Origin of the sequence: uncultured Campylobacter sp., assembly GCF_938017705.1 — a bacterium.
Taxonomy (GTDB): Bacteria; Campylobacterota; Campylobacteria; order Campylobacterales; family Campylobacteraceae; genus Campylobacter_B.
In genome coordinates this window covers 1-26,910 of the sequence record NZ_CALIIS010000132.1, presented here as the reverse complement: position 1 = coordinate 26,910, position 26,910 = coordinate 1, and the positions used below count along the sequence as shown (strand labels likewise).

23 protein-coding genes are annotated in these 26,910 nt (G+C 46.8%); 14 read left to right on the top strand and 9 right to left on the bottom strand.

The window, feature by feature from the left end:
- Positions 1–39 precede the first annotated feature (39 nt).
- The gene (locus Q0605_RS06760; protein ID WP_298705335.1) at positions 40–1,146 is read left to right on the top strand and encodes an FtsW/RodA/SpoVE family cell cycle protein; all 1,107 of its coding nucleotides are present in this window, start codon (positions 40–42) and stop codon (positions 1,144–1,146) included.
- Between the two features lie 105 nt (positions 1,147–1,251).
- Here Q0605_RS06760 and Q0605_RS06755 read toward each other — a convergent pair whose 3' ends face one another.
- From Q0605_RS06755 to Q0605_RS06715, 9 genes are all read right to left on the bottom strand, one after another.
- The gene (locus Q0605_RS06755; protein WP_298705333.1) at positions 1,252–1,578 is read right to left on the bottom strand and encodes a hypothetical protein; all 327 of its coding nucleotides are present in this window, start codon (positions 1,576–1,578) and stop codon (positions 1,252–1,254) included.
- On the bottom strand, positions 1,575–2,270 hold the full coding sequence (locus Q0605_RS06750; RefSeq protein WP_298705331.1) for a hypothetical protein: 696 nt from the start codon (positions 2,268–2,270) through the stop codon (positions 1,575–1,577). The genes Q0605_RS06755 and Q0605_RS06750 overlap by 4 nt, the downstream gene beginning before the upstream one ends.
- 669 nt (positions 2,271–2,939) lie before the next feature.
- A complete protein-coding gene (locus tag Q0605_RS06745) occupies positions 2,940–4,739 on the bottom strand; it encodes an N-acetylmuramoyl-L-alanine amidase (protein WP_298705329.1) in 1,800 nt (599 codons plus the stop codon).
- Positions 4,723–5,811, bottom strand: coding sequence for a nitronate monooxygenase (locus tag Q0605_RS06740; protein ID WP_298705328.1), 1,089 nt, complete (start codon positions 5,809–5,811; stop codon positions 4,723–4,725). Before Q0605_RS06740 ends, Q0605_RS06745 begins: the two co-directional genes overlap by 17 nt.
- Positions 5,811–7,016, bottom strand: a complete 1,206-nt coding sequence (gene tyrS, locus Q0605_RS06735; protein ID WP_177389336.1) for a tyrosine--tRNA ligase — start codon at positions 7,014–7,016, stop codon at positions 5,811–5,813. The genes Q0605_RS06740 and tyrS overlap by 1 nt, the downstream gene beginning before the upstream one ends.
- 14 nt (positions 7,017–7,030) lie before the next feature.
- Entirely contained in the window at positions 7,031–9,223 is a 2,193-nt protein-coding gene (locus Q0605_RS06730) for a RelA/SpoT family protein (RefSeq protein ID WP_297961523.1), read from the bottom strand.
- Positions 9,201–9,419 carry a DNA-directed RNA polymerase subunit omega gene (locus Q0605_RS06725; protein WP_291935955.1) on the bottom strand — a complete coding sequence of 73 codons (219 nt, stop codon included), beginning with the start codon at positions 9,417–9,419 and terminating at the stop codon, positions 9,201–9,203. The genes Q0605_RS06730 and Q0605_RS06725 overlap by 23 nt, the downstream gene beginning before the upstream one ends.
- A 23-nt stretch (positions 9,420–9,442) precedes the next feature.
- Positions 9,443–10,162 carry a UMP kinase gene (gene pyrH / locus Q0605_RS06720; RefSeq protein WP_297881798.1) on the bottom strand — a complete coding sequence of 240 codons (720 nt, stop codon included), beginning with the start codon at positions 10,160–10,162 and terminating at the stop codon, positions 9,443–9,445.
- Positions 10,163–10,226: 64 nt separating this feature from the next.
- Positions 10,227–11,570, bottom strand: a complete 1,344-nt coding sequence (locus Q0605_RS06715; protein ID WP_298705326.1) for an apolipoprotein N-acyltransferase — start codon at positions 11,568–11,570, stop codon at positions 10,227–10,229.
- Here Q0605_RS06715 and yajC point away from each other — a divergent pair.
- From yajC to Q0605_RS06650, 13 genes are all read left to right on the top strand, one after another.
- Positions 11,546–11,818: a preprotein translocase subunit YajC gene (gene yajC / locus Q0605_RS06710; RefSeq protein ID WP_005872282.1), complete on the top strand. Its 273-nt coding sequence runs from the start codon at positions 11,546–11,548 to the stop codon at positions 11,816–11,818. The two genes, Q0605_RS06715 and yajC, sit on opposite strands and share 25 nt — an antisense overlap.
- Positions 11,808–13,412, top strand: coding sequence for a protein translocase subunit SecD (gene secD / locus Q0605_RS06705; RefSeq protein WP_298705324.1), 1,605 nt, complete (start codon positions 11,808–11,810; stop codon positions 13,410–13,412). The genes yajC and secD overlap by 11 nt, the downstream gene beginning before the upstream one ends.
- Positions 13,396–14,364, top strand: coding sequence for a protein translocase subunit SecF (gene secF, locus Q0605_RS06700; RefSeq protein ID WP_298096129.1), 969 nt, complete (start codon positions 13,396–13,398; stop codon positions 14,362–14,364). The genes secD and secF overlap by 17 nt, the downstream gene beginning before the upstream one ends.
- A 9-nt stretch (positions 14,365–14,373) precedes the next feature.
- Positions 14,374–14,715: a DUF6394 family protein gene (locus Q0605_RS06695; RefSeq protein ID WP_005872279.1), complete on the top strand. Its 342-nt coding sequence runs from the start codon at positions 14,374–14,376 to the stop codon at positions 14,713–14,715.
- Between the two features lie 9 nt (positions 14,716–14,724).
- Positions 14,725–17,172, top strand: coding sequence for a leucine--tRNA ligase (gene leuS / locus Q0605_RS06690; protein ID WP_298705322.1), 2,448 nt, complete (start codon positions 14,725–14,727; stop codon positions 17,170–17,172).
- A 6-nt stretch (positions 17,173–17,178) separates the two neighbouring features.
- A complete protein-coding gene (gene lptE / locus Q0605_RS06685; RefSeq protein ID WP_297902797.1) occupies positions 17,179–17,718 on the top strand; it encodes an LPS assembly lipoprotein LptE in 540 nt (179 codons plus the stop codon).
- On the top strand, positions 17,699–19,342 hold the full coding sequence (locus tag Q0605_RS06680) for a bifunctional folylpolyglutamate synthase/dihydrofolate synthase (protein WP_298705321.1): 1,644 nt from the start codon (positions 17,699–17,701) through the stop codon (positions 19,340–19,342). The genes lptE and Q0605_RS06680 overlap by 20 nt, the downstream gene beginning before the upstream one ends.
- Positions 19,335–20,228: a M23 family metallopeptidase gene (locus Q0605_RS06675; protein ID WP_005872272.1), complete on the top strand. Its 894-nt coding sequence runs from the start codon at positions 19,335–19,337 to the stop codon at positions 20,226–20,228. The genes Q0605_RS06680 and Q0605_RS06675 overlap by 8 nt, the downstream gene beginning before the upstream one ends.
- Positions 20,228–23,188 carry a DEAD/DEAH box helicase gene (locus tag Q0605_RS06670; RefSeq protein ID WP_298705319.1) on the top strand — a complete coding sequence of 987 codons (2,961 nt, stop codon included), beginning with the start codon at positions 20,228–20,230 and terminating at the stop codon, positions 23,186–23,188. Before Q0605_RS06675 ends, Q0605_RS06670 begins: the two co-directional genes overlap by 1 nt.
- Positions 23,172–24,155 (top strand): ATP-binding protein, encoded by a 984-nt coding sequence (locus tag Q0605_RS06665; protein WP_298705318.1) that lies wholly within the window; start codon positions 23,172–23,174, stop codon positions 24,153–24,155. Before Q0605_RS06670 ends, Q0605_RS06665 begins: the two co-directional genes overlap by 17 nt.
- Positions 24,152–24,277, top strand: coding sequence for a hypothetical protein (locus tag Q0605_RS06660; RefSeq protein ID WP_298705316.1), 126 nt, complete (start codon positions 24,152–24,154; stop codon positions 24,275–24,277). Before Q0605_RS06665 ends, Q0605_RS06660 begins: the two co-directional genes overlap by 4 nt.
- Positions 24,274–24,972: a 3-methyladenine DNA glycosylase gene (locus tag Q0605_RS06655; RefSeq protein ID WP_298705315.1), complete on the top strand. Its 699-nt coding sequence runs from the start codon at positions 24,274–24,276 to the stop codon at positions 24,970–24,972. Before Q0605_RS06660 ends, Q0605_RS06655 begins: the two co-directional genes overlap by 4 nt.
- Before the next feature lie 2 nt (positions 24,973–24,974).
- A partial coding sequence (locus tag Q0605_RS06650; protein ID WP_298705314.1) for a glycosyltransferase family 39 protein occupies positions 24,975–26,910 on the top strand: 1,936 nt, incomplete at its 3' end.

Genomic DNA, 26,910 nt, shown 5'->3' with positions numbered 1-26,910 from the left:
TTGGCTATTCTTACGTCAAAATTTTAATAGGATTAAGCGTTGTTTAAAATTGACAAAAAGATTTTAGCATATTTTGATTTCATTCAACCTTTTTTGATCGTGCCGATAGTGGTTTTTTCATACGTTTTAATAAGCGAGGCAAACGACGTGCTCTCATCGAAGCAGGTCGTTTATTTCGGCGTCGGATTTGCCGTTTTTACGCTGTTTTTTCTCTTTCCGATACGCAAATTTTTATATCTGATCCCGATATTTTATTGGACCAACATCATATTGCTGCTCAGCGTCGATTTTTTCGGCGTTAGCAAGCTAGGAGCGAGGCGCTGGCTGGAGATTCCGTTCGTGCATTTTACGCTGCAACCCAGCGAGGTGATGAAGCCCGCGTTTATCCTGATGCTGATGTATCTGATACACAAAAATCCGCCGCCGAAAAACGGCTATGGGCTGAAGGATTTTTTGCGCCTTAGCTTCTACATACTTCTGCCTTTCGTTTTGATTGCGAAAGAGCCCGATCTAGGCACCGCCGCGATACTTTTTTTGACCGGATTTGCGATCCTTTTCATCATCGGCGTCGATAAAAAAATTTGGCTTACGCTGATCATCGTTTTTGTGGCCAGCTCGCCGATTTTGTACGAAAACATGCACGATTATCAAAAAAAGCGCATCGCCGATTTCATCAGCGAGGAGCCCAATTACCAGGTCAAGCAGGCAATCATCGCTATCGGAAATGGCGGCATCTACGGCAAGGATAGGGATGAAGCGACGCAGACGCACTTTAAATTCTTGCCGATTGCGACGAGCGATTTTATTTTCGCTTATACGATCGAGCGCTTCGGCTTCGTGGGGGCTGCCGCGCTGATCGCACTGTATGCGCTGCTGATACTGCATCTGCTGAGCCTGAACTACAACTTCAAAAACGATTATCTGATACGGGTCTTTACGAGCGCGCTTGCCTCGCTCATTTTCATATACACGGGCGTTAATATCTCGATGGTAGTGGGTTTCGCGCCCGTCGTGGGCGTGCCGCTGCCGTTTTTCAGCTACGGCGGCAGTAGCTTCATCACCTTTATGATCCTCTTTGGAATTTTACAAAATTTGCTGACGTTTAGGATGAAGGATAACTACAAGACCTATAAGATTAGGATGTAAATTTAGCGTTCGCACGGGTAAATTTTGAAATTCTACAAAATCGAGCGAGACTTGTTTTTAAGTCGGCGGTGAAATTTGAAGCAGCGGGCTAAATTTTAAAGCTCGCTACAAAATCACGCCTATACCGAGCGTAAAAACCACCGCGAAAAAGGCGTATGTAAAGGCAAATTCCAAAGTTTGCGAATTAAAAAATCCGTAGTACAAAACGCTCGTGAAAAATCCGCCCACGAAGGCTACGGCAAAGATCCCGATCCGCGCCGTGACGGGCTTTGCACCGCAAAATTTGTATAGGTAAAAAACCCCGCAGAAGCTGATCGCAAACCAGATCATCGCAGGCACCGGCCCGCTTAGGCCTATCATTCCGAAAAGATTGGCTAAATTTAAAAGCAGTAAAAATATCACCACAAGCGCGATCAGCGCGGATTTGATCATCTATCGCACCTTGCATCGGGCGCGGAATTTTCAGCGCCTTGATTGAAATTTTGCGCGGAATTTTCGCCCGCGCCGCCTTCACCCGCGCTACCGTTTGAAATTTTAAAATTTTCGTCGGAATTTTCATTGGCGCCGTTTGCGAAATTTTCACCGAGATCGCCACTGGAGTTTAAAATTTCATCCTCGCTTTGAGAATTTGAAATTTCGCCGCCGCTTTTAAAGTTTAAAATTTCATCCGCCGCAGCGTCTTTGCTTTGCGGCTCCTGCGCCTCTTTTGCCCTGCCGAAATCCGCGTCTTTTAAATTTGCGTCCTCATTTAAATTTTTAGAGCGCTCGTCCGCAGAATTTTTATAAATTTTATTTGAAAATCTTTTGTGTCTGATCTGCAGATAAAAGACGAAGGCGACGAACGCTACTGCGGTGATCGCGATGTAGTAGCGGTTTTCAAAGAGCAGCACGCCCTCTACCAGCCCCGAAAACAGCGCCAGCAGCGAGGCGGTAAGAAACGGAAAGCGCACGAGCTCTTTCTCGCCGATCGCTAAGGCGATGAGCGCGACGCCGAATATCGTGGCGTTTAGCAGTGCGCCTAGGATTTTGATTTCGGCGAAAAGATTTGGATTTACGCGCGAAGTGACGTAGAGTGCGAGCGCGACGGCTGCGAAAAGCAGGATCAAAAATACGATTTTTTTCATTTCAGACCTTTTTAAATTTTATCTTTAAATTTACCGATTCGGTTGCGCGCATTCATCGAATACGGCGCAGGCATCGGCGCGTTGCAACTATCGCGTTCGCGGCATTATGTAAATATCGCCGCTCTGCGAACATGGCGTGAAATTTTAGGGCGCGACCGTGCTGTTTTAAGCGCGACTGGCGCGATATACACGCTCATAACTTAAACGCAATCCTAATTGCGCGGACGCGGTTTGAAACACGATTCGCATTAGGCGCGACAAAATCGCTATTTTTCGCGCGGCTTAAATGTGATTCTGTCGGTAAATTTTACCGCCAGCCGCACTCTGCTGAGCAAGTAGCGCCAAGTCCACGTTTAAAAATTTTACGCCGAGCTGCGCTAAAATTCCGCGCCTAAGCTGTATATATCCCTAGCTCGTGGCGCCGCAAGACGCTCCGTAACATTTACCTGCTCGTAGTAAATATTTTGCACGCGAGCGAATTTTGCACCCAAGCGTCGCACGTTTTGTTTTAAATTTAGCGCGGCGGGCTTTAAAATTTTAAATTTACTGCCTCTGCGCTCTGTTTATCCGCAAGAGCTATCGCGCCAGCTAAAATTTATCTGCGGAGCAAATCTCGCGCCGAAATAAAATTCATCTCGCTTGCAAAAATGCGCGGCGCGTAAAATTTCATCACTTGTTTTTCTGAAAGTACGCGTCCACGCCGTTTGCGATACCCTGGGCGATGCGATCTTGATAGGCGCTTTTGCCTAAATTTTTACCCTCATCCGGGTGCGTGATGTAGCCGATCTCCACGAGTACCGCGGGCATCGTAGCTCCTACCAGCACCCAAAACGGCGCCTCGCGCACGCCGCCGTCCTTGCTCGCGAAGCTTTTTTTGACCGAGCTTAGCATATAGCTTTGAATATCGATGGCGAGCTTGTTTGAAGAGATTATCTTCTCGCGATTTAAGAAATTTAGGAAGGTCTGCTTCGAGAAGGTATTCATATCCTCCAAATCGCCCCTGTTTTCGAGCGCGGCGGCGTTTTTACTGCGTTCGCTTCTAGCCGGGCTTAAGAAAAAGGTCTCCACGCCGCTCATTTTAAGTGCTGAGCTAGCGTTAGGAGCGGCATTTGCGTGGATCGAAATAAACATATCAGCATTTCTTTTAGCGGCGAAAGCGGTACGCGATCGTAGATTTATAAAAACGTCGGTGCTGCGCGTATAAAGCACCTTGTATCCGCGCTTGGTAAGCAGCGCGCCGAGCTTTTTGGATGTGGCTAGCACGACGTTTTTTTCCTTTAGCCCGTTTCCGACGGCGCCCGAATCGCTGCCGCCGTGACCGGGGTCGATTACGATGAGTTTGCCCTTGGTGGATTTATAAATTTTACCGGCGGCCACGGAGGTCGATTTGGCGCCCCCTGATTTCTCTATCGTGCTGATTTGCGGCTCGCTATCTTGCTCGCGTCCGTGCTTGCGCCCTGATTTTTGATCCTTGTTTTTTTCTGCTCGCGCCGCTTTTGCGGCTTTTAAGCCTTCAGCCGTACTTAAAATCATCATATTGCCGTTAATTTCTACGTTTGCGTTGAATTCTTTCGGATTACTAAGTACAATGCGTACGGTCTTGTCGTTATACTGTGAGATACGCACTTCGCCCACGAAGCTATCTTTTAGCCGCGTATTGTGCGACTTTTGGCGCGCGCTAAAATCGAGCACGAAGCGAAAGTGATCGTTGCTCGCGATGGTAAAATCCTTATAATCGCTCTGCCTTAGATCGCGGTTGAACTCAAGTACGATCTCGTTTTTATCGCCGCGCAGAGAATTTAGAGTAAGTTGGGCGTTTTTGTCCGCTTTTTTGACACTGCTTTTTCTAAGCTCACTGCTTTGATCCGCAACCTCCTCATCCTCGTTTTGCGCGATTGCGTCCTCGCCGCCATCGTCCTCTTGGACGTCTACGACCTCGTCCGCGTCGTGAGGTCTAGTCGAGCGTAAAAACTCCAGATCCTCGCTAGATAGCGAGCTTAGATCGGCTTCTTCTGGCGCGCGCGTTTTTTTAAGGTTTTTGAAAGTGGAATTTTTTGAATTCTTAGAATTTTTAGAGGCGGAGGCTTTGGGGCTATGCGCTAAATTTGAAGCGTTTTTCTCGTCCGAGCTTTTGGAATTTTTTGCGTTTTCATCTTTGAGCTTTTTAGAATTCGTGCTGCTATCGCTTGCTTTGCCCTGTAATTTGGCTAGCGCAGATTCATAAGGCGAGGAGTCGAGTCCTAAATTTTTCGAGCTGTAAACCAGCCTTTTTAGCGCTTTGATGCGGACCTCTTTATCGGACGCGCCTTGGTAGAGCGATTTTAGCTCTTTGTGCAGCGAGCGCTTATAATTCGGCGTCGCTACGATGAAATCCTTGTCGAATTTCGCAAAAAACGCCTCGCTCGAAGCTCCAAACGCCAATACGCAGCTAAAAGCTGCGATTAGAAAAATTTTAACTATCTTCGCCATTTATAAGTTTTTCTATCAATTCCTTCACGGATATTATCTCGTTTAATCGCCATCCGTTCGCACCGGTAAAAAACAGACCGCTTTGCGTTTTACCCAGATACGCGTCGCTTAGGCGGTCGGCGATGCAGTATCCTACGGCATTAGCGCCTTTGCCGCGCTCGCAAGGGCTTACGCAGTTGCTGATACAGCGGATCTTAGGCGCCGTGCCTGCGGCGATCATATCTTGCAGATTAGTATGAATGCCGCGCGCGGGATAGCCTACGGGCGATTTTAGAAGCTCGATGTCCTCTTTTTTGGCGTTAAGAAGTACCTGTTTAAATTCCTCCGCGGCGTCGCATTCAAAGGTACCGATGAAGCGCGTGCCCATCTGCACGCCGTCGGCGCCTAGGGCTTTTACGCGATCGATGTCGGTCTTATCCCAAATTCCGCCTGCGACAAATAGCGGGAAGCTACCCCATTGCGAGATTTCTGCTTTTACTTGCGGGATTAGATTATCCAGCGCAAACGCTGGATCGCCGCACTGCTCGTAGGTAAAGCCCTGATGTCCGCCGCTAAGAGGGCCTTCGAGCACTACGGCGTCGGGAATTCTGTCGTAGCGCTGCTTCCAGCGCTTGGCGATGATCTTAAGGGCCTTGGCGGATGAGACGATAGGCACGAGCGCGATGTCCGGGAAATCTGCCGTAAATTCCGGCAGATTGGTAGGAAGTCCCGCGCCGCTAATGATAACGTCGATGCCTGCCTCACACGTGTCGCGCACGATGCGCTCGTAGTCGTTCGCCGCACACATTACGTTCATCCCCAAAGGCGCATTGCCGCAAATTTTACGGGCATTTTGCACGATGATAAAAAGCGCCTCTTTGCTATAAAAATTCTCGCTCGTATAGGGTCTGCCCTCGAGCGATTTTTTGGCAAATTTAAGATTTTCGTAATAGCCGGTGCCGACCGAGCTAATGACGCCTAGACAGCCGTTTAGGCTGACATTGCCGGCTAGCTTGTCCCAGCTGATACCAAGTCCCATGCCGCCTTGAATTATCGGGTGTGCAATCTCGTGTTTGCCTATTTTTATACTCATTAATCCACCTTTAATTTAGCGAATTTTTTCTTCCCTACTTGGAGTGTATATTCGCCCGAACTAAGCTGAAGCTGCTCATCTAAAATTTTATTTTGATCGATACTGACGGCGTTTGATTTTATCAGCCTGCGCGCATCCGAGCTAGAGACGGCAAGCTTGCAGCTAATTAGCGCTTTTACGATCCATGCAGGCGAGCTTACGTGATATTCCTTGATCTCGCTAGGGAGCTCGCCAGCACCGTGGACGCGGTCAAATTCCTGCTTGGCCTCAAAGGCGGTATTTTCGTCGTAAAATTGCGTTACGATCTCGGAGGCAAGCTCCTCCTTAACCGCCTTAGGATGGATCGAGCCATCCGCCACGAAGCCTTTTATTAGCTCAATATCTTCGCTACTTTTTTGGCTTAGCAGATTATACCAATCCCACATTAACGCATCGCTGATACTCATCACCTTGCCGTACATATCATGAGGCGTATCGGTTACGCCGATGTAGTTGCCAAGGCTCTTGCTCATTTTATTCGTGCCGTCGGTACCTACTAAAAGCGGCATCATCACGACGCTTTGTTCTTTGCCGACATCATAAATTCTTTGCAGCTGGCGACCCATTAAAAGATTAAATTTCTGATCGGTACCGCCGAATTCTATATCGCATTTCATGCAAACGCTGTCGTATCCCTGCAGTAGCGGATACATAAACTCGCTGATGCTGATCGGCTGCTCTGCCTTGTAGCGCTTCTCGAAGTCGTCGCGCTCGAGCATCCTGGCAACATTGAAAGTGCTTGATAGCTCGATCATACCGCTAGCACCCAGGCGGTTGGTCCATTCGGAGTTAAACATCACCTTAGTTTTTGCGGGATTTAAAATTTTAAAGACCTGCTGCTCGTAGGTTTTGGCGTTTTGAAGCACGACTTCGCGCGCTAGCTTTTTGCGAGTCTCGCTCTTGCCCGTAGGATCGCCGATTTGAGCGGTAAAATCGCCGATTAGAAACTGCACGATCGCGCCGTGGTTTTGCAAAAATGCAAGCTTATTTAGCACGACGGCGTGTCCTAGGTGTAGATCCGCAGCAGTGGGATCCATGCCGATTTTGACGTAAAAGACCTCGCCGCTGTCGTAATAGCGCCTAATCAGTGCCTCGATCTGTTCTTCGCCGATGATCTCCGCGACACCGCGCTTGAAATTTTCCATAATGCCTTGAATGTCAGCCATTTGCTCTCCCTTATTTAGTTTTTATATACGTCCGTAAGCGATACGAAATCCACGATTTTAAAGCGGTTTTTGAGTTTATCTTTAATTTCCGTGGAGTCTAAATTTTCGTTTAGCTCGATGATGATCTCAAAATAATCCGACGTTGTTTCGCTATTTTCGTTGAGGCTTATCGACACCAGATCGACCTCAAGCTTGACTAAATAGTTTAAAAACGTCGCCAGCGAGCCGCGCTTGTTTTCTAAATTTAATATGATCTTGTAGCGGTGCGGCGCATTACGCGTCCATTTTACGAAGATCATCTCATCGGTTTTGATTAGCTCGCTTGCACGTTCGCACAGCTTATGATGCACCGTCACGCCGTGTCCGTTGCGAAAGCCGATGATGTCGTCGCCACGCTTTGGGTTGCAGCAGTAATCAAACTCAACCTCGTCGATTTTAAAATTTGAATACACCACGATGTTGTCAAATTTTTGCTTCTCGATCTCATACTTGCTGCGAAATTTCATATTGAAAAATTTCTCTTTGAGCGGGTATTTTTTCAGCGCATTTACGACGTCTTTTAAAAATACCGAGTCATAGGCAGCTTTGCCGATCTTTTTGCTTAAATTTTCTTTTTCAAGCCAGCTTAGAATGCTCTCCTTGCTCGTCGTAAAGATCGCGCATAAAATTTTAATCGCTACTTCAAAATTTATATCTCTGATCTTTTGCTTGCAAAATGCCTTTATCGTTGCGCGTGCCTTGCCCGTTTTTACAGAGCTTAGCCAGCTGCAGCGGTAGTGTGGCTCGCTTCCGGTGATGATATGAACGATATCTCCGTTTTTAAGCTCCGTTAGAAGCGGCACCTTGACGCGATTTATAAAGGCCTCGGTCGCTTTTAAGCCTACTTGAGAGTGTATCTCATAGGCATAATCAAGCGCCGTAGCGCCGCGCGGCAATGTAAAAATTCCGCCTTTCGGCGAATACACGGCGATATCCTCGACGTAGAGGCTGTCTTTAGCATATTCGTAAAGATCCTCGGCGTTGGCGTCGTCCTCTTCCTGCATACCGATGTCGTTTAGCCAATCAAGCTTCGGATTGATCGAGCCGCTATATTTATATTTCCAGTGCGCGGCGACGCCAAATTCCGCGGTGTTGTGCATATCAAAGGTGCGGATCTGCACCTCTACGATCATGCTTTCATTAAAGACGGTCGTGTGGATTGTCTGATATCCGTTTTGCTTAGGAAGCGCGATATAATCCTTAAAGCGTGAGATCAGCGGATTAAATTTAGTATGGATGATGCCCAAAGCCAAGTAGCAGTCCATCGGCTTTTGCACGATGATGCGGATAGCCAAAAGATCGAGCACCTCCTCGATCGAAATTCCTTTGCGCTGCATCTTTAAAAAGATCGAGTAGTAGTGCTTCATCCGCTTTTGGATCTCAAAGCTGCCCTCGCTAAAGCCGTTTGAAAGCATATACTCTTTGATCTTTTCGCTAAATTTGCTCAAGCTCATCTGAAGCTGCTGCTTATGCTCCTCGACGTAATCGGCGATCGCCGAATACTCTTTAGGCATAACGTATTTGAAGCTAAGATCTTCAAGCACGTTTTTGATCGATGAAATTCCAAGCCTGTGCGCGATTGGCGCGTAAACCAAAAGCGTCTCCTCGCCGATACGTTTTTGCTTATCTGGGCGAAGTGCGTCTAGGGTTAGCATATTGTGCAGCCTATCGCAGAGCTTTACGACTAGGACGCGCTGATCGTTAATGGAGATCATCAGCATCCTGCGGAAGGTAAGCGCGGTGGTGCGAAGCTTGGCGTTGCTATCGCCGGATGGAGCCAGCTTATCCTCCCTGATGTTTACGATTTTAGTAAGCCCTTCTACGATTTTGGCTACTTCGTCGCCGAATCTTTGCCTAACCTGCTCGATGCTGTAATCTGTATCCTCTACTACGTCGTGTAGTAGCGCAGATATCACCATCGCGTCGTCTCCGCCCATAAAAGATACGAAGCAAGCTACCAAAATCGGATGGATCGCATACGGCTCGCCACTTTTGCGAAACTGCCCGTCATGCTGAGCGATGCATAAATTTATAGCATCCACCAGCAGCGGAGTGGGCTCTTTTAGATTATAAAGCAGCTGCTTGGCGCTTTGAATGTCTTTGGTATCGACGACATCGTCGATGAGACTTTCTAAGAAGTTATCATTAATCCTTGTCAACGATTCCATCTAATGCGATCTTACCTTCGGCTAGTTCCAAGATTGCTATATCGGCAAATTTCATCCTGCGAGTATCTACGTTCTCTATCAGCGGAGGTTCGCCAGCAGCTAGCTGCTCGGCGCGTTTACTTATCATCAAAGATAGCTTATATCGGTCTCCGCCCGTTACTTTTAAGGCCTTAGCTACAATTTGTTCGGTTCTCATCAATTCTCCTTAAATTTAAAATTTTAGTTTTTTACGATCGAGCAGGAGCTTAGATCTCCGCCCTCGACGATTTTGTATAAATTTCCGCTTTTAAACATATTGCATACGATGATCGGAAGCGCGTTATCTTTGGCAAGCGCGATAGCCGTATCGTCCATCACCCTGATATTATCGTGCAAAGCCTGGTCGTAAGTGACTTTGGAAAGCAATTTGGCGTCTTTAAATTTTTGCGGATCTTTGTCGTAGATCCCCATTACCTTGGTGGCTTTGATGATGGCGTCGGCTCCGATCTCGATTGCGCGGAGAGTGCCCGCAGTATCGGTTGTGAAGAACGGATTTCCGGTGCCTGCAGCAAAGATCACGACGCGCCCTTTTTCGAGGTGCCTTTTGGCGCGGCCGATGATGAAGGTCTCACAGATCGCTTCCATCTTTATCGCACTTTGCACGCGCACATCCATGCCTGCGTATTCGAGCGCTTCTCTCATAGCGATTGCGTTTATAACGGTGGCTAGCATGCCCATATGATCGCCGCTGGTGCGCTTTATGATACCGCTAGCCGCGGCGCTTACGCCTCTGATGATGTTGCCGCCGCCGATTACGATGCCCACTTCGATGCCGCCCTCTACGAGCTGCTTGATCTCTTTAGCGATAAATTTTAAAATTTCGCTGTCGATCCCAAAGCCGTTCTCTCCCGCTAGCGCTTCACCCGAAAATTTTACGAGTATGCGATTGTATTTAGCCATAAATTTAGCTCCTAATAAAATTTTAAAATATTATCCAAAAGTCGTTTAAAAATAACTTTTTAGGCTATTTTAGATGATCTTTAAGACGGTTTATCCAGATCTTTTTCGGAGCGATTATCTCGCTAGCGCTGCCGTTTACGGCGTGATAGATCAATGTACCGTGTAAGCTCGCGTAGTAGCGGATTATGAGGCGCTGCAAATAGGGCTCGTAGCTCGGCACAAACCAGCCGTTATTGCTGATCGCTACGACGTATTTGGGCGAGCCCTCGTAAAGCTCCGCGCGCGTAGCCTCGTAGCAAACCGCGCTTCTTACGCTCTTGCCGCCAAGCTCGTAGTCGCTAAAACCGCTAGCGGTCGAAAAATCGGTCGCGCCGCCTAACAACACGCGGTTTATGAAATTTCGCGCAAATTCAGGCAGCGGCACCATTTCGCCAAACGGCACCAAAATATGCTTATCGAAGCGCTTCATTTCCCCGTTTGCAAAAAGATAGGCGCTGTTGTAAAATTTCCCGTTCTCATACGCTTCCGCACCCGCTACGATAGTAATCTGCCGCGATTTTTCCTTTAAGGCTTCAACTAGCGCGTTTTCTAAATTTAACGGCATCGCAAAGGCGCTCTCGGGCAAAATTATCGCGTCTTGTCCCGCTGCGATCGCATCATCAATCCGAGCTAAATTTGCCAACGCAGCGGATAAAATTTTATCCTTTGCCCAGATGTCATACTGCGAAATATCGGTGTTTGCGAGTGAAATTTTAATCGGCAGCGGCTCGGGCTCTTTTTGGCTAAATTGCAGCGCGCAGATCAAAAATGCCGCGAAGATCGCGGCATTAAGCTTAGTCGCAATACCGCGCCCGCGCAGATACAAAACTGCGCAAAGCCCCGCTAAAATCAGAGCCAGCGCGCTAAGATCGGCTCTAAAAATTCCATGACTTAGCAGCAGTTCAAAATTTAACCAATCAAAGCCGAAAGGGTGGATAAATTTTAGAATCAAAAGGCACGCAGCTCGCAAAACCGGCGCGTCAAAGATCGCAAAGATGCGGAAAATAAAGGCATAAACGAGACAAATTCCAAGAATTTCAAGCGGGATCAAAAACGCGAGATTAAAATAGATCAGGCTGAAGCTGATCCAGTGCATCCACAGCGCGCCGATAAAAAATCCGCACCAAAACCACTCTGCCTTGCTTGCTTTTAGCAGATAAAAAAGTGCTGCTATCGCAATTAGAGGCGAGAAAAATTCCGCCGCCAGGGCGACTAAACCGTTAAATTTAGAGCTTAAAATTTCTACGAAAATAAAATTTGAAAGCGCAAGCGCAAGAACAAAGCCTTTATTTATGTAACTTAATGTAAAATAGCTACTTTTTAAATTTCTAATGAAGGAAACACATGGAACAAGGAAACTTCTTTGCATCAATCCTGCCTATAGTCGTAATCTTTGCGATTATGTATTTTTTGATTATCAGACCGCAGCAAAAGCAGGCCAAGGATCATAAAGCGATGGTCGATGCGCTCGGCAAAGGCGATAAGATCATAACTAGCGGTGGCATAAAATGCACGGTCGTGAAAACAAACAATGATTTTATCACAGTTAAGCTTAACGATGAGGTCATGGTCGAGCTAGATAAACAATTTGTGGCAAGAAAATTAGATGAGCAGTAAAATTTCATACCGCCTACTGATCTTTTTGGCTGCGGTTATTTTTTCGGCGATTTTTGCCGCGCCTTCGATCTTTCAGACCGAAAAGGGAAGCAAGATAAACTTGGGTTTGGATCTGCAAGGCGGCCTGCATATGCTTTTGGAAGTTCAAAGCGACGAGGCGGTCGTTTCAAAGATCAAATCGATCGCCGCGAGCGTCAATTACGCCGCCAAGCGCGACGATCTGCTGATGGACGGGCTAAAATTGGAAGGCGATTCGTTCGAGTTTGAAATTTTAGACGCGGACGAGGCTTCTAAATTTGATGCGATTCTGCATAACGCCGCAAGCGGATTAGACATTCAAAAATCTGGCGAAAAATACCGCGTCACACTAACACCTGAGGAGGTCGAAGCGACTAAAAAATACGCGATTGAACAGGCCGTAGAAACTATCCGAAACCGCTTGGACCAATTCGGACTTGCGGAGCCGACGGTAGCAAAGCAGGGCGAGAGTTATATTTTGGTTGAGCTTCCGGGCGTCAAAAGTGCAGCGGATGAGCAGCGCGCCAAGGATCTGATCGCCAAAGCGGCCCACTTGCAGCTTATGGCGGTGGACGACGTGCGCCAAGACCGCGCGCAGACTATTAGCGCAGCGGATGCCAGAGCTTACGGCGACGTGATCTATCCAGACGTTAAAAATCCGAATTACAAGTATCTCATAAACGAAATTCCGGTGCTGGACGGCGCGATGCTAGTTGATGCGAAGGTTGCCTTCGATCAGCACACCAACCAGCCGATCATAAATTTTACACTGAACTCTCAAGGTGCTCAAATTTTTGGCGATTTTACTGGCAAAAATGTCGGTAAGCGCCTTGCGATCGTACTTGACGGCAAGGTTTACTCCGCACCGCGCATTAACGAGCGTATCGGCGGCGGCAGCGGTCAGATCAGTGGTGGATTTAGCGTCGAGGAGGCGCACGACGTAGCGATTGCGCTTAGAAGCGGTGCGCTTTTGGCTCCTGTTAAAGTATCCGAAACGCGCAGCATCGGCCCTAGCCTAGGACAAGATAGCATCGATAAAAGTATGGCGGCGCTTAGTCTTGCAGCGGTTGCGATTTTGATCTTTATGATTTTATACTACGGCGTAGCGGGACTTTTTGCCGACATCGCACTTGTGGTCAATATCTTGTTTTTGATCGCTTGTATGGCGCTTTTTGGTGCAACGTTAACGCTTCCTGGAATGGCTGGAATCGTGCTAACTATCGGAATGGCGGTAGATGCGAACGTCATCATTAACGAGCGCGTTAGAGAGGTGCTAAGGACGGGAGTTTCAATCCGCCAAAGTATAAATAAAGGCTATGAAAATGCGATGAGCGCGATCGTGGATTCAAATATCACTACGCTAATTACTTCTGCTGCGCTTTATGCTTACGGCACGGGTCCAGTGAAGGGCTTTGCCGTTACGATGAGCATCGGTATCGTAGCGTCGATGATAACAGCTATTTTAGGCACTCACGGAATGTTTGAGTTAGTAATGGATAAGATGGAAAAGAGCAAAAATACCGCGCTTTGGCTCGGTTATAAAGTAAGAGGAGGCGCAAATGCAAGTGTTCGATAAGGGCAAAATTTATGATTTTATGAAATTTAGATATTTTACCTTTGCGCTTTCTGCTGTTTTGATAATAGGCTCTATTGCGCTATTTTTCATTAAAGGCGTTAATTACGGCATCGATTTTAGCGGCGGTACACTCATTCAGGTTAAATACGACGCTAAAGCACCGCTTGATGAGATCAGAAAGCGCTTCGAGGCGGCAAATTTAGGCAATATCAACGTTACGGAATTCGGTAGTGATCAGGAAGTTACGATTAGATATTCAGGCGCTGCGAGTGAACTGGGCGATAATCCCGCCTTAGCGGCGCAAAAAATTTTGCAAGGCAGCGGAAACTTCGACATTCGCAAAGTCGATATCGTAGGACCTAAAGTCGGCGAGGAGCTTCGCACAAACGGAATTTTAGCGGTATGCGTGTCGTTTGCGCTCATTTTGGTTTATATCACCCTGCGGTTTGAGTGGAGATTTGCGATTGCAGCCGTACTATCGGATCTGCACGACGTCGTAGTTGCCGTAGGCGCGATGATTTTAGCCGGCGTGGATTTCAACCTTGAAATTCTAGCTGCACTACTAACCATAATGGGCTACTCGCTAAACGACACCATCGTTGTTTTCGATAGAATTCGAGAAGGTGTAAAAGATAGTAAATCGATTAAGCTTGATGAGGTTATAAACGAATCGATCTCTCATACGCTATCGCGCACGTTGCTTACTTCGCTTACGACTCTCATCGTCATCGTGATTTTATTCGTCTGGGGCGGAGAGATGATCCACGGCTTTAGCTTCGTGATGTTAGTGGGCGTCATAGCAGGAACTTTCAGCTCCGTATTCGTAGCTGCTCCGATGCTGATTTTGTTTAAATTTAACGTTGAAAAGTACCGCGCGTTTTTAGCTGAAAAACAGCGCCGTATCAAAGAGAAAGAAAAGAATCGCGCCATGTATGAAAAAGGCACGGTGTAAGGATGAAAGATGAACTGGGGAAGGGTAATTTACATATTTTTTGCGCTGATGAGTATGACTACGATAGGCGGGTTTTTGTATGAGAAGAATGAAATTTTACTTTTCATAGCAACCAGCGTGAATGCAGTCTCGACGCTTTTGAAGGTAGGCGTGCGAAATATGCTAGCAGCCGAGCTTTTTGCAAGCTCGCTCGTAGCAGATCTGCATCTCATACCGGCGTTCGTTTTGATTGTAGTAGCGCCGGGAGATCTATCGATCGTGACCTCGCTTGCGATCGGCGCGCTACTTGCAAACTTTTTCTCGCTAATTTTAATAGCGATCGAATCGGCAAAAACTAAAGACGAATTCTAGGAGCGCAAAATGCCTTACGATAGTAAAAGTATTGAGCTTAAATGGCAGAAAATTTGGGATGAAGAGGGAGTTTTCGAGCCTAAGGACGATTATAGCCTACCTAAAAAATATATCCTTTCGATGTTTCCTTACCCAAGCGGTCGCATCCATATGGGGCACGTGCGAAACTACAGCATCGGCGACGCTTTGAGCCGATACTACAGGCTGCGCGGATACAACGTGCTTCAGCCGATCGGTTTTGACAGCTTCGGCATGCCCGCGGAAAATGCGGCGATCAAACACGGCATTCACCCTAAAACTTGGACCTACGAAAATATCGATTATATGAAAAACGAGCTACACCGCCTGGGCTTTAGCTTTTCGGCTCGTCGCATGCTCGCTACCTCCGATCCGCTTTATACGCGCTGGGAGCAGGAATTTTTCATCAAACTTTTTGAAAAAGGGCTTATCTATAGAAAAAGCGCCGTGGTAAATTGGTGCGAGCACGATCAGACGGTGCTTGCCAACGAGCAGGTCGAGGAGGGCAGGTGTTGGCGCTGCGGCAACGAGGTCGTGCAAAAGCAGATGCCGGGATATTATCTAAAAATCACCGCTTATGCGCAGGAGCTTTTGGATTGCCTAAAGCAGCTTGAGGGCAAGTGGCCCGCTCAGGTGCTTACGATGCAGGAAAACTGGATCGGGCGCAGCGAAGGTTTGGAATTTAGCTTTAAATTTGACGAGCAAAGTAGTGCCAAACTTGGCGGCATCGAGGGCTTTAAGGTTTTTACTACGCGACCGGATACGATTTACGGCATGAGCTACGCGGCGCTTGCGCCGGAGCATGAGGTCGTAAAGAGACTTTTGGATAATAATTTACTTGGCGCGGAAGCTGCAACGAAGGTGAGAGAAATTTTAAATCAAAGCCCGCGTGAGCGCCAAGCAAGCGATAAAGACGGCGTGAGCCTCGGAATCAGCGTGCTTCATCCGCTAAGCGGCAGAAAAATCCCCGTTTGGACTGCAAATTTCGTCCTGGCAGAATACGGCGGCGGCGCGGTTATGGCTGTGCCTGCGCACGATGAGAGGGACTTTGAGTTTGCAAAGAAATTTAACCTGCCGATCATTCAAAGTATTGCTCCTAAAAGCGGCGATTACGATGCCGGCAAAGCCTACGTAGAGAGCGGAGTTTTGGTAAATTCCGCGGAATTTAGCGGCATGGATAGCGAAAAAGCAAAAAGCGCCGTTATCTCAAAATTTGAGGAGCTAGGGCTCGGACGCCGCGTGGTAAATTTTAAACTGCGCGATTGGGGAGTGAGCCGCCAGCGCTACTGGGGCGCGCCGATCCCGATGATCCACTGCCCAAAATGCGGGCTTGTAAGCGAAGAAATTTCAAATCTGCCCGTAGAGCTTCCGCAGGATATTAAGATCACCGGCAAGGGTAATCCGCTCGACGCGCATCCTAGCTGGAAGTTTTGCAAATGCCCTAAATGCGGCGACAGCGCGGTGCGCGAGACCGACACGCTCGATACATTTTTTGAAAGCTCGTGGTATTTCGCGCGCTACGCAAGCGACGAGCGGACGTGGCAGCAGCGGGCGTTTGACGAACAAAGCGTGAACTACTGGATGAACGTCGATCAGTATATCGGCGGCATCGAGCACGCGATTTTGCACCTTTTATACGCGAGATTTTTCCAAAAGGCTCTTCGCGACATAGGCTATCTGCGCGATAGCGAGCCGTTTGAGCGGCTGCTAACCCAGGGCATGGTGCTAAAAGACGGCGCGAAGATGAGTAAAAGCAAAGGAAACACCGTCGATCCTGATGATATTATCGAGACCTATGGCGCCGATACGGCGAGACTTTTTATACTTTTTGCCGCGCCTCCTCAAAAGGAGCTTGAGTGGAACGACAGCGCGGTAGAGGGTGCGTATAAATTTTTAAATCGCCTCTACGATCGCGCCGAAAATGCCTACGCTACGGATAAAATTCCGCAGATCGACCACACCGCTTTAAATAAAGAGGAAAAATACGCCCGCCTCAAAGTTTACGAGGCGCTTAAGAAATCACAGCAGGTTTATGAGAGCAGTTTTGCTTTTAATACCCTAATCGCCGCGTGTATGGAGGCGCTAAATGCGCTAAATGCGCAGAGCAACAAAGACGTATTTACTGAGGGTTACTTTGTGATTTTAAACCTGCTCGAGCCTATTGTGCCGCACATCTGCGCCGAGCTTAGCGAGAAGCTGTTTAAGAGGCGTAATTTCGGCGAGCTGCGAGTTTGCGAAGAGGTATTTGAAAGCGATACGATCAAGCTTGCCGTCACGATTAACGGCAAAAAGCGTGCCGAGTTTGAGGCGAGCGCGAGTCTAAGCGAGGGCAAAATTTTAAGCCTTGCGAAACAAAACTGCGCCAAATGGCTAGAAGGCAAGAGTATCGTAAAAGAAATTTATGTCAAAAACAAGCTCGTAAATTTGGTGATAAAGTAGGCGAAGATGAGAAAAGCTTTGACCGTTTTTTGTTTGATTTTTTTAATCGGCTGCGGCTACAAGCCCGTTTCAAGGATCGCGAAAGAGACGATGAGCGGAAGCGTATTTGTGGATGTGATGATGAGCAAGACCGATCCGCAAAACACCGTCGCTATCAAAGATGCGATCAGACAGGGTATAGTCCAGCGCCTAGGGATGAGCCTTTCGGATAAAAACTCGGCGCAGACGATCGTAGTAGCGAGCATAAAAAGCTTAAGCTTTAGCGAGCTTTCATACGATCAGTTCGGCTATGTCACTAGCTACCGCGCAAATCTCATCGTAAATTTCAGCACCAAGCTTAAAAACGGCGAGGTTTTCAGCAAGGATTGCGTGGGCGATTACGATTTTAAAGTTAGCCGCCTAGTCAAAAATAGCTACGATACGAGCTCGATCATTAGCGATAAGGACCGCTATAAGGCGATCGAAAATGCCTCCACGCAGGCGTTTGACGAGTTTATTTCGGCGCTTGCGATTAGGGGATTCAGACTTGAGCGGGCGCAGCATTAAAGAATTTTTGCAAAATCGCCCGATTTATTACAAAAAAATCGACTATGAGCGCTTCCCACGGGCATATGCTGCCATTAAAGATAAAATTCCGCTCAGAAATGTCATTCAGATCATCGGCACCAACGGCAAGGGTAGCACCGGGCGGTTTTTGGCTAACGCGATCGCCGCAGCGGGCTTTAGCGTCGGGCACTACACTAGCCCGCACGTTTTTAGGCTCAACGAGCGCATCTATCTGGGCGGACGGATCGCGCAAAACCCCGTTTTTGCGTTGAATTCCGACGCTTCAAATTTTAAAAACGAGCAAAATTCCGCTTCGGCGTCAAATTTTACGGAAAAACAAAATTCCATAAAGATGCAAAATTTTGCGAGCGGAGAAAATTCCGCCTCTCAAATTTATATTTCTAATTTGCAAAATTCCACCACGCAGAATTTTATCACCATGCAAAATTCGCATGGTGAGCAGAATTCCGCCCTGCAAAACTCCGTTTATACCACGCAAAATTTTTGTAGCAAGCATAATTTCATCGCGCAAAATTCCATAGATACGCAAAATTCTGCTTCTACACAAAATTTATGGAATTCGCAAGATCTCAAATCGCCGTCTGAGCAAAATTTAAAATTCTCGCCAGAGCAAAATTTCAAATCTCCGCTAAGATCAAATTTTAAATCCACTCAAAGCTCGCCTCCCATTTCGCTAGGGCGCGATGCTACGGATGAGGAGCTTGATTTCGCGCATGAGTTTTTGCAAGAGAGCTTGCCTGCGGAGTTTAAAGATAGCTTGTCGTATTTCGAGTATCTCACGCTTGCGGCGGCAGTGATCTTTAAAGATTGCGATTACTGCGTGATCGAGGCTGGGATGGGCGGCGAGTTTGACGCTACGTCGAGCTTCGGGCGCACGCTGTCGCTTTTTACACCGATCGGCACCGATCATTTGGGCATGCTAGGACAAAATCTAGAGCAGATCGCCCACACTAAGCTCATTACGATGGATAAGGAAGCGATTTTAAGCGACGAGATGAGCGAGGTTCCGCTTCGTATCGCGCAGCAGATCGCAGAGCAAAAAGGAACTCATTTGAGGTTTGCAACAGAGCTTTTAAGCAAGAGCGAGCAAGCGCAGATCGCGGAGTTTTGCGCGCACAATAATCTGCCTAAATTTCAAATTTCAAATTTAGCCCTAGCGCTTGCCGCGATGAAATTTTTAAATTTGAAATTTGAAATTTCACAGCTGCCGCCTCTAAATTTACGCGGCAGGATGGAAGTTTTGGCGCCAAATTTATGCGTGGATGTCGGACACAACGAGCTTGCGGCGCAGCAAGTCGCCCGTGAAATTACCGAAATCTACAGGGGCAGAAAGATCGTGCTGATTTACAACGCCTTTGCCGATAAGGACGTAGCTGCTGTGCTGCGGACTTTAGCGCCCGTGGTAGAGCGCGTGGAGATCTTTAACTACGAGGTTGCGGATCGCGAAATGGCGGCAGAGGCGATAACCCGTGCGCTTGACGCGCTTAAAATTCCGCATTCGCCGTTTCGCGGCGAGCTTAGAGCGGACGAGGAGTATTTGGTTTTTGGCTCGTTTCATTTGGTAGAAAATTTCATTTTATGGCTTGAGGCGCGCCGTGGCTAAAACTAAACTCACCCTAAGCGATCACTTTGGCACCAAGACGCTGTATTTTGGCGAAAATTTTAGATTTCAACTTAAAATTTTATCCGCGTTTTTTGTAATTTTTCTGCTTGTTTTGTTTTTTGCGATATTTAAACTCGCGAGCGACCGTTCAAATTTAAAAGAGCTAAACAAAACCCTATACGCCGAAAATCTCGCGCTAAAAGAGCAAAATATCGCGCTTGAGGGCAAAAATGAGGAGGTGCTTGCCAAGCTGGACGGACGCGAAGACGATGGAGGCGGGCTGGATAGTGATATCCAGGTAATGCTTGCGATGAATGAGATGAAAAAAGAGCGTAAAAAGGGCTCCGGCGCGCATATCGCAGCTAGCGAAAAAACGGCGAGCGCGATTCTTAGCGCTGTGCCTAATGGACTTCCGATGCAGTATCGCGGCGTAACTAGCCCTTTTGGGATGCGCACTCATCCGATCAGTGGCGTTATGAGGATGCACCACGGCATCGACTTGCGAGCGAGCGAGGGCACTCCGGTGTTTGCGACGGCAGAGGGCTTCGTGCAGTTTGCAGGCGGCAGTGGCAGCGGATATGGAATTTTAGTGATTTTATCGCACAATTATGGCTTTGAGACCCGCTACGGCCACCTTAGCTCCGCAGTCGTAACGCCAGGCTCATGGGTTAAAAAGGGCGATCTCATCGGCTATAGCGGTAACACCGGCTACAGCACCGGCCCGCACCTGCATTACGAAGTTAGGTTTTTGGCTCAAAGCGTTGATCCTGCAAATTTTATGAGCTGGAACGCGCAAAATTTCAAAAATATCTCGACCTTAGAGCCTAACGTATCGTGGCAGGAGATCGCAAACGTCGTGCAGCACCAGATCGAAAGGTTTAAATAATGCAAGCCGAGGTTTACGAATATTTTTTGCAAAACCAAAAAGAGCTTTTGATCTGCGAGGACGGTAAAGAGGCTGCGGCGTGCGAGCAGGTGCTGAAATTTATGGGCTACGCAGCCTTTTGCCTGCCCGATTTTAGAGCGAGCTTCGGCGAGGATCTGCGCAGCTACATGGGCGAGCTAGCGGGCATCAGCACCGCTCTTAGCGCGTTTTACAAAGCAAGCGGCAAAAAAATTTTAATCTCTCCCGTCCGCACGATCTTAAACAAACTCCCCGCCGCAAGCCATCTGCGCCCGCTAAATTTAAAATTTGGCGAAGAGTTAAACTTAAGCGAGCTGAAAGATGAAATTTTACGCCTGGGATACGACGTGCGCGACATCGTCGAAAGCATGGGCGAGGTTAGCTTCCGTGGCGAGATCATCGATATTTTTTCGGTAGGGAGCGAAAGCGCGGTTAGAATTCTGCTCGACGGCGAGACGGTCGAGAGCATCAGACGCTTTGACGTCGCTACGCAAAAAAGCGAAAAAGATGAGCTTTCGCAAGCAGAGATAGCGCCGTTTTTGGCAAATTTAAGCGAAGACGAGTTTGAAAGCGTGAGCGAAAAGATATCGCGCGCGGATAGCGACGCGCTAGCTCGCGATCTGGGCTCGCTCGGGTTTTGGTTCATCGAGGGCTTTGTAGATTACACGAGCGCGTTTGATTGCATCTTGCTGCACGAGATCAAAAAGGATGAAATTTTTTCCGAGCGCAATTTGGATTTTTTAGACGCGATCGAGGTACTGCCCGCGGCGCGTAAATTTAAAGACCTCGCCGTGACGCCGTCGCAGGAATTTTTTGAATTTCACCGCAGCGAGGCTATCACGTTGATCGCGCGAAATGATGCTCTGCTCGCGCCGTTTGATCTTAGCGGATTTAGTAATATCGAAATTTTACGCGAAGATTTCGTCGTAAATTTAATAAGTGCCGAGCAGATCATCCTTTCGCTAAACAAAGCGGCGCCTAAAAAGCGCGTGCGAAGATCGAGCCTGGCTCTGGATGAGCTAAACGTGGGCGATTTTGTCGTGCACGAAGATCACGGTATCGCTAAATTTAACGGGCTTGAGCTCATCGAGGTGATGGGGCGCAGCAAGGAGTTCGTGTCCCTACTCTACGAGGGCGGCGATAAGCTGCTGCTGCCGGTCGAGTACCTAAATAAGATCGATCGCTACGTCGCAAGCGGCGGCGCGGTGAGCTTGGATCATCTGGGCAGGGCGAGCTTTTCAAAAATTAAAGAGCGAGTGCGCGAAAAGCTCTTTGCGATCGCTTCAAAGATCATCGCGCTGGCTGCCAAGCGCGAGCTGGTGCGGGGGCTCGTCATCAAAAACGAAAGCACGGATTATGCGAAATTTTTAAGCGCGAGCGGTTTTAGTTACACGAGCGATCAGCAAAAGGCGGTGGGCGCGATTTTGGCGGATCTGCAAAGCGGCAAGGTGATGGACCGCCTGCTTAGCGGCGACGTGGGCTTTGGAAAGACCGAGGTTGCGATGAATGCGATCTTTGCTTGCATCCGAAGTGGGCATTCGGTGCTGTTTTTCGTGCCTACGACGCTGCTTAGCTCTCAGCATTATGCCACGCTTAGCGAGCGCTTTAGGGAGTTTGAAATTCCTGTTTTCAAGCTCGATCGCTTCAGTAGCGCGAGGCAAAAGAGTGAAATTTTAAAGCGCCTGCAAAGCGGTGAGGCGATCGTCGTGGTCGGCACGCACTCACTTTTAAATTTAAACCCCGCAAATTTAGGGCTCATAATCATCGATGAGGAGCATAAATTCGGAGTTAAGCAAAAGGAGCGGCTCAAAGAGAAAAGCGCCGCCTCGCACCTGCTTAGTATGTCTGCAACGCCGATACCGCGCAGTCTAAATATGGCGCTAAGCTCGATTAAAAGCTACTCCACGTTGCTTAGTCCGCCGCAGGACCGCTTGGACGTGCGCACCTTCGTTAAGCAGTGGGACGAAAAGATCGTAAAAGAGGCGATCTCGCGCGAACTGCGACGCGGCGGGCAGATTTTTTACGTTCATAACCACATCGCGACGATGCAAAGCGCCAAAAAGAAGCTGCTTGAAATTTTGCCGAGCCTTAAAATTTTAATTCTACACTCCAAGATCGACGCGAAAATGACGGAGGATGAAATTTTAAAATTTGTAGCGGGCGGATACGATCTGCTACTTTGCACTAGCATCGTAGAAAGCGGCATCCACATGCCGCGCGTGAATACGATCATCGTCGAAAACGCTGATAAATTCGGTATCGCCGATCTACACCAGCTGCGTGGCCGCGTCGGGCGCAGCAACAAACAGGGCTTTTGCTACTTTTTGATCGAGGATAAAACCGCCCTTACGCAGGACGCGCTAAAGCGGCTCGTAGCGCTTGAGAGCAACTCGTTTTTGGGTAGCGGCTCGGTGCTAGCGTATCACGATCTAGAGATTCGCGGCGGCGGAAATTTGCTCGGAGAGGCGCAAAGCGGGCACATCGAGGCGATCGGCTACTCGCTTTATCTAAAGATGCTCGAAGAGGAGATAGGCAAGCTGCTAAGCAGAAAGAGCGCCGCTGCGAGCGTGGAGCTTAAAATTTCGGTAAACGCCTTTTTAAACTCGGAATTTATCAGAGAGGATCGCCTGCGGCTGGATCTTTACCGGCGGCTTAGCAAGTGTGCAGAGGCGAGCGAAGTGCTTGAAATTTTTGGCGAGATCGAGGATCGCTTCGGGCGCGCGGACATTTACACTAAGCAATTCATAGACGTGATGATGATTAAGGTTTTGGCTACGAAGCTTGGCTTGCGCGTGATTTCGAGCATGGATGAAAATATCTTGATCACCCTTGCAAACGGCGATAAGGTGCGATTAAAGGCACAGACGCGCGACGATGACGACGTGATAAATGAAATTTTGATCTATCTGCGAAGGGAGCTAAAAAATGCGAACTTGCGATGAAAATATCAAAAAAAGCGCGAGCAAAAGTAGGAACGAAAATTTAAATTTAGACGCGGCGAGCGGTTTAAATTTGGCGCCGCAAGCCGTTCTAAACAACGCTCAAAGCGGCGCCGCCGAGCAAATTTATTTCAGCGATTTTAGCACGATTGATTGGGGCACGGTCCAGGTCGCCGTCTTTCGCGCGAATAAAAAGGCGCTAAAGATCGTCCGAGACATCGATTTTACGGGTATTGACGCGCTCGTGGGGCTAGAGAGCCAAAAATCGGCTCTTATAAAAAACATGGACGCCTTCCTGCGCGGCCGTAGCGCTAACCACGCGCTGTTGTGGGGCGAGAGCGGCTGCGGCAAATCAAGCCTTGCGAAGGCGGTTTTTTCTAAATTTATCCCGCAAGGCCTTAAGATCATCGAGATCGGTAGGGACGATCTGAGTTGTCTCGTGGATATAATCGATGCGATCCGAGAAACAAATTTTAAATTTATCATTTTTTGCGACGATTTGAGCTTTGAGCTCGGCGAGAGCGGCTACAAGCACCTAAAACCGCTACTTGAAGGATCCTTAGAGCGCGCGCCGCGCAACGTGTTGATGTATGCGACATCCAACCGCCGCCACATCGTAGGTGAATGTACAAGCGATAACGACGCCGCGCAGATAAGTCGCGGCGAGCTGCATCTAAGCGACGCGGCGAACGAGCGAATCAGCCTAAGCGAGCGCTTCGGGTTGCAGCTAAGCTTTTACGGCGGGAGCATGCGGGAGTATTTGGGGATCGTAGATGCCTATTTTGCGGCTGCGCAAGGCATGAGCGCGGCGGAATTTCGCTTGAGCTTTGCCGCAAATTTAGACGAGCTGCACGCAAAGGCGAGGGAGTTTGCGATGCTTCGCGCAAGCCGAAGCGGCCGCGCGGCAAAGCAGTTTTTCTTGAGCTTTAGCGAGGAATTTTTTGCAAATTTAAAAGGCGGCGGCAGATGAATACAGCGCGCGAATTTAAATTTGGCGTAAATTTTATCGCAGTGTTAGAGCGCACGCAAAAAATCGCCGCCGCCGCGCGAAATTTTAGAAACTATGCCAGAAATTTCGGAGGCGCGAGATGAGCGCGACCGAGCTTTTTATCGCGCTTTTTCGCGCCGTGAAAATCAAGGATTTTCGCTGGTGGCCTGCGTTTGGAAGCTTTGAGATGGTCGTGGGGGCGATTTTGATCCAAAATACTGCGTGGAGCAATGCCGACGCGGCACTGCAAAACCTACGCAGCAAGGGGCTTTTGAGCTTAGATGGGATCGCCGGGCTAGACGAAGCGAAGCTTGCGGAGATCATTAAAGTTAGCGGATTTTATAATCAAAAAGCGAGACGCTTAAGCTTGCTTTGCAAAGCGATAATCGCGGATTTTGGGGATTTTGAGAGTTTTAAATCGGGTGTTAGCCGCGAGTGGCTGCTAGCGCGCAAGGGGATCGGCGCGGAGAGCTGCGATGCGATCTTGTGCTATGCGTGTGAGCGCGCGGTGATGGTCGCAGACAGCTATTCGGCGCGGCTGCTCGGGGCTTTGGGCTATGAGTTTGAAAGCTACGACGAGCTTAACGCGTGGCTAGGCGAGCTGGAATTTGAGCGGATCTATGAGTTTGTAAATTCCGCCAACTCTGCCTGCGATGCGGCGGCAAAAGCAGGGAAGCTGGAGAACGAAAACGGCGTGTATGCGTTATTTCACGGGCTTATAGTGGAATTTTGCAAAGCACATCTAAAAGGTAAAATTTTCGACGAGAGCGCGAAAATAATTTTAAATGATTTGAGGTAGATATGTTTAACACCAAAATTTTAGAAAATTTAATGGTTGCTTTTTGCTTTTGTATAACGCTTGCATTACATTTACTGATATTTAACCATTACTTCTCACTCCAAGAAGGTTGGTGGGAAACCTATGCTTATTTAGTAAATAAAGGAGAAGTGATCAATAAAGATTTTTATCTAGCATGGACTCCGCTATTTGTCTATATAAATGCCTTTTATCAAAAAATATTTGGAATAAATTTCTTTGCCTTTGCCTGCATCGGCGTAGTAGCCGCAATGATACAGGTAATTTTATTGTATTTGGTTTTGAGAGAGTTTTTTTCAAAACCGGCTAGTGCCATCGCAGCGCTTTTTGCGACATTATTAAGCATTAGTAGCGGCACTTATATCGCTAAGGATTATCATACGTATGTATATATTATGGAATTTGCAACTTTATTGTTTTTGATAAAATATGTAAAAAATAAAAATACAGCTGAAGGTCAAATTTACCATACAATAGGAGCCTTCTTTTGCGTTTTGCTATTTTTTATTAAACAAAATGTGGGATTAGTTCTTTTTGCAAGTCTTTTTATATCTTATGCTTTTATAACTAACAGCTTGCGAGAGTATTTTAAAAAAATTTTATTTTGGTTGCTTTTTGTCGTTGCATTTTTCTTTATAATCAATCTTTTTATACCATTTAATTTATCATCAATTACCGATAACGATTCAAAAGGAAGTATGTATATGATAGCTACAAGGTTTTTAACAAATAATCTAAATCAGGAAATATTATTAAAAAGTATAGGATTATTTGTTATCTTGGTATTCGGTCATTACTTGAACCATAAAATAGAAAAGATATATTTAGTTGGATATAATAAAGTTCAAGAAAGCATAACTAGATCTTTTAAAAATTTTTTATTGATATTAATTCATGCAATTTTCATATACATACTGATTTATATTATTATAAATGGCGAATTATCGATAAATTGGTTTGTAGTGGCTTCAATTAGTATGGTTTTGTTCATATTTTATTTATTTTTTAGAAAAAATAATTTTATTTTTTCTAAAAAAGAATATATCTTTATGGCTTTGTCTATGACTGCAATTTCGTATGCAGGAACTCTTGCTGACGCTTTTACTACTGGTGGTAATATGATATGTATAGCGTTTGCTAGCTCATTTGTATTGGATTTAAACTTACAAAAACAAATTAAACTATTTTATGTATATGCGCATTTTATTTTAATATACTTTATGTGCTCTAATACCATAGAAACTCCGTATAATTGGAATTTCAATAATCAAGAGAATGTACTTAAAGCTAATTCACAAAGTTTATATAAACAATTAGATGGAATTTATATGGATGAAAGAACCGCCTCCATATTTGATTATTTTTATAACTATATAAAGAACAAATCTACGACAGAAAAAGATTTTTATTTTTTCAATCTTCCAATAATGTATTTATTAAATGATAAAATTCCACCATATTATTTAGTAACACATTGGCTTGATGTGGCTTCTTCAAAAGCTATTGATAGAGAGTATAATGAGTTTTTAAAAGCTCCTGCTAAAAATATAGTTATTTATCAATATCAAACATACTTTTTTTTAGTTCATAAAGTTTATCAAGGAAAAAAGACATTTAGACAGATGGATTTTATAAAGACTATGAATAAATGGGTTAAAGAAGGAAAATATAAATTTGTTAAATCTATTATAGTGCCATACGACAATAATACATACGAGGATAATAAAAAGCAAATTTTAAAAAACTTGATGATTGTATTACAAAACGAAAAGTTTTTTGGCATGAATAGAATAGAATTCAAACAGTGGTTAAAAGAAAACGGTGTAACTTTAACTGGTATCAAACGTGACGCAATAATAAATGTGGATGAAAATGCTGTATATGAAGACAATAATAAAGATATTATGCAAAATGGCGATG

Coding starts and splice junctions, on each gene's coding strand:
- Q0605_RS06755 (WP_298705333.1), bottom strand. CDS start 1,578: ATGATCAAATCCGCGCTGATCGCGCTTGTGGTGATATTTTTACTGCTT.
- Q0605_RS06750 (WP_298705331.1), bottom strand. CDS start 2,270: ATGAAAAAAATCGTATTTTTGATCCTGCTTTTCGCAGCCGTCGCGCTC.
- Q0605_RS06745 (WP_298705329.1), bottom strand. CDS start 4,739: ATGGCGAAGATAGTTAAAATTTTTCTAATCGCAGCTTTTAGCTGCGTA.
- Q0605_RS06740 (WP_298705328.1), bottom strand. CDS start 5,811: ATGAGTATAAAAATAGGCAAACACGAGATTGCACACCCGATAATTCAA.
- tyrS (WP_177389336.1), bottom strand. CDS start 7,016: ATGGCTGACATTCAAGGCATTATGGAAAATTTCAAGCGCGGTGTCGCG.
- Q0605_RS06730 (WP_297961523.1), bottom strand. CDS start 9,223: ATGGAATCGTTGACAAGGATTAATGATAACTTCTTAGAAAGTCTCATC.
- Q0605_RS06725 (WP_291935955.1), bottom strand. CDS start 9,419: ATGAGAACCGAACAAATTGTAGCTAAGGCCTTAAAAGTAACGGGCGGA.
- pyrH (WP_297881798.1), bottom strand. CDS start 10,162: ATGGCTAAATACAATCGCATACTCGTAAAATTTTCGGGTGAAGCGCTA.
- yajC (WP_005872282.1), top strand. CDS start 11,546: ATGGAACAAGGAAACTTCTTTGCATCAATCCTGCCTATAGTCGTAATC.
- Q0605_RS06715 (WP_298705326.1), bottom strand. CDS start 11,570: ATGCAAAGAAGTTTCCTTGTTCCATGTGTTTCCTTCATTAGAAATTTA.
- secD (WP_298705324.1), top strand. CDS start 11,808: ATGAGCAGTAAAATTTCATACCGCCTACTGATCTTTTTGGCTGCGGTT.
- secF (WP_298096129.1), top strand. CDS start 13,396: ATGCAAGTGTTCGATAAGGGCAAAATTTATGATTTTATGAAATTTAGA.
- Q0605_RS06695 (WP_005872279.1), top strand. CDS start 14,374: ATGAACTGGGGAAGGGTAATTTACATATTTTTTGCGCTGATGAGTATG.
- leuS (WP_298705322.1), top strand. CDS start 14,725: ATGCCTTACGATAGTAAAAGTATTGAGCTTAAATGGCAGAAAATTTGG.
- lptE (WP_297902797.1), top strand. CDS start 17,179: ATGAGAAAAGCTTTGACCGTTTTTTGTTTGATTTTTTTAATCGGCTGC.
- Q0605_RS06670 (WP_298705319.1), top strand. CDS start 20,228: ATGCAAGCCGAGGTTTACGAATATTTTTTGCAAAACCAAAAAGAGCTT.
- Q0605_RS06665 (WP_298705318.1), top strand. CDS start 23,172: ATGCGAACTTGCGATGAAAATATCAAAAAAAGCGCGAGCAAAAGTAGG.
- Q0605_RS06660 (WP_298705316.1), top strand. CDS start 24,152: ATGAATACAGCGCGCGAATTTAAATTTGGCGTAAATTTTATCGCAGTG.
- Q0605_RS06655 (WP_298705315.1), top strand. CDS start 24,274: ATGAGCGCGACCGAGCTTTTTATCGCGCTTTTTCGCGCCGTGAAAATC.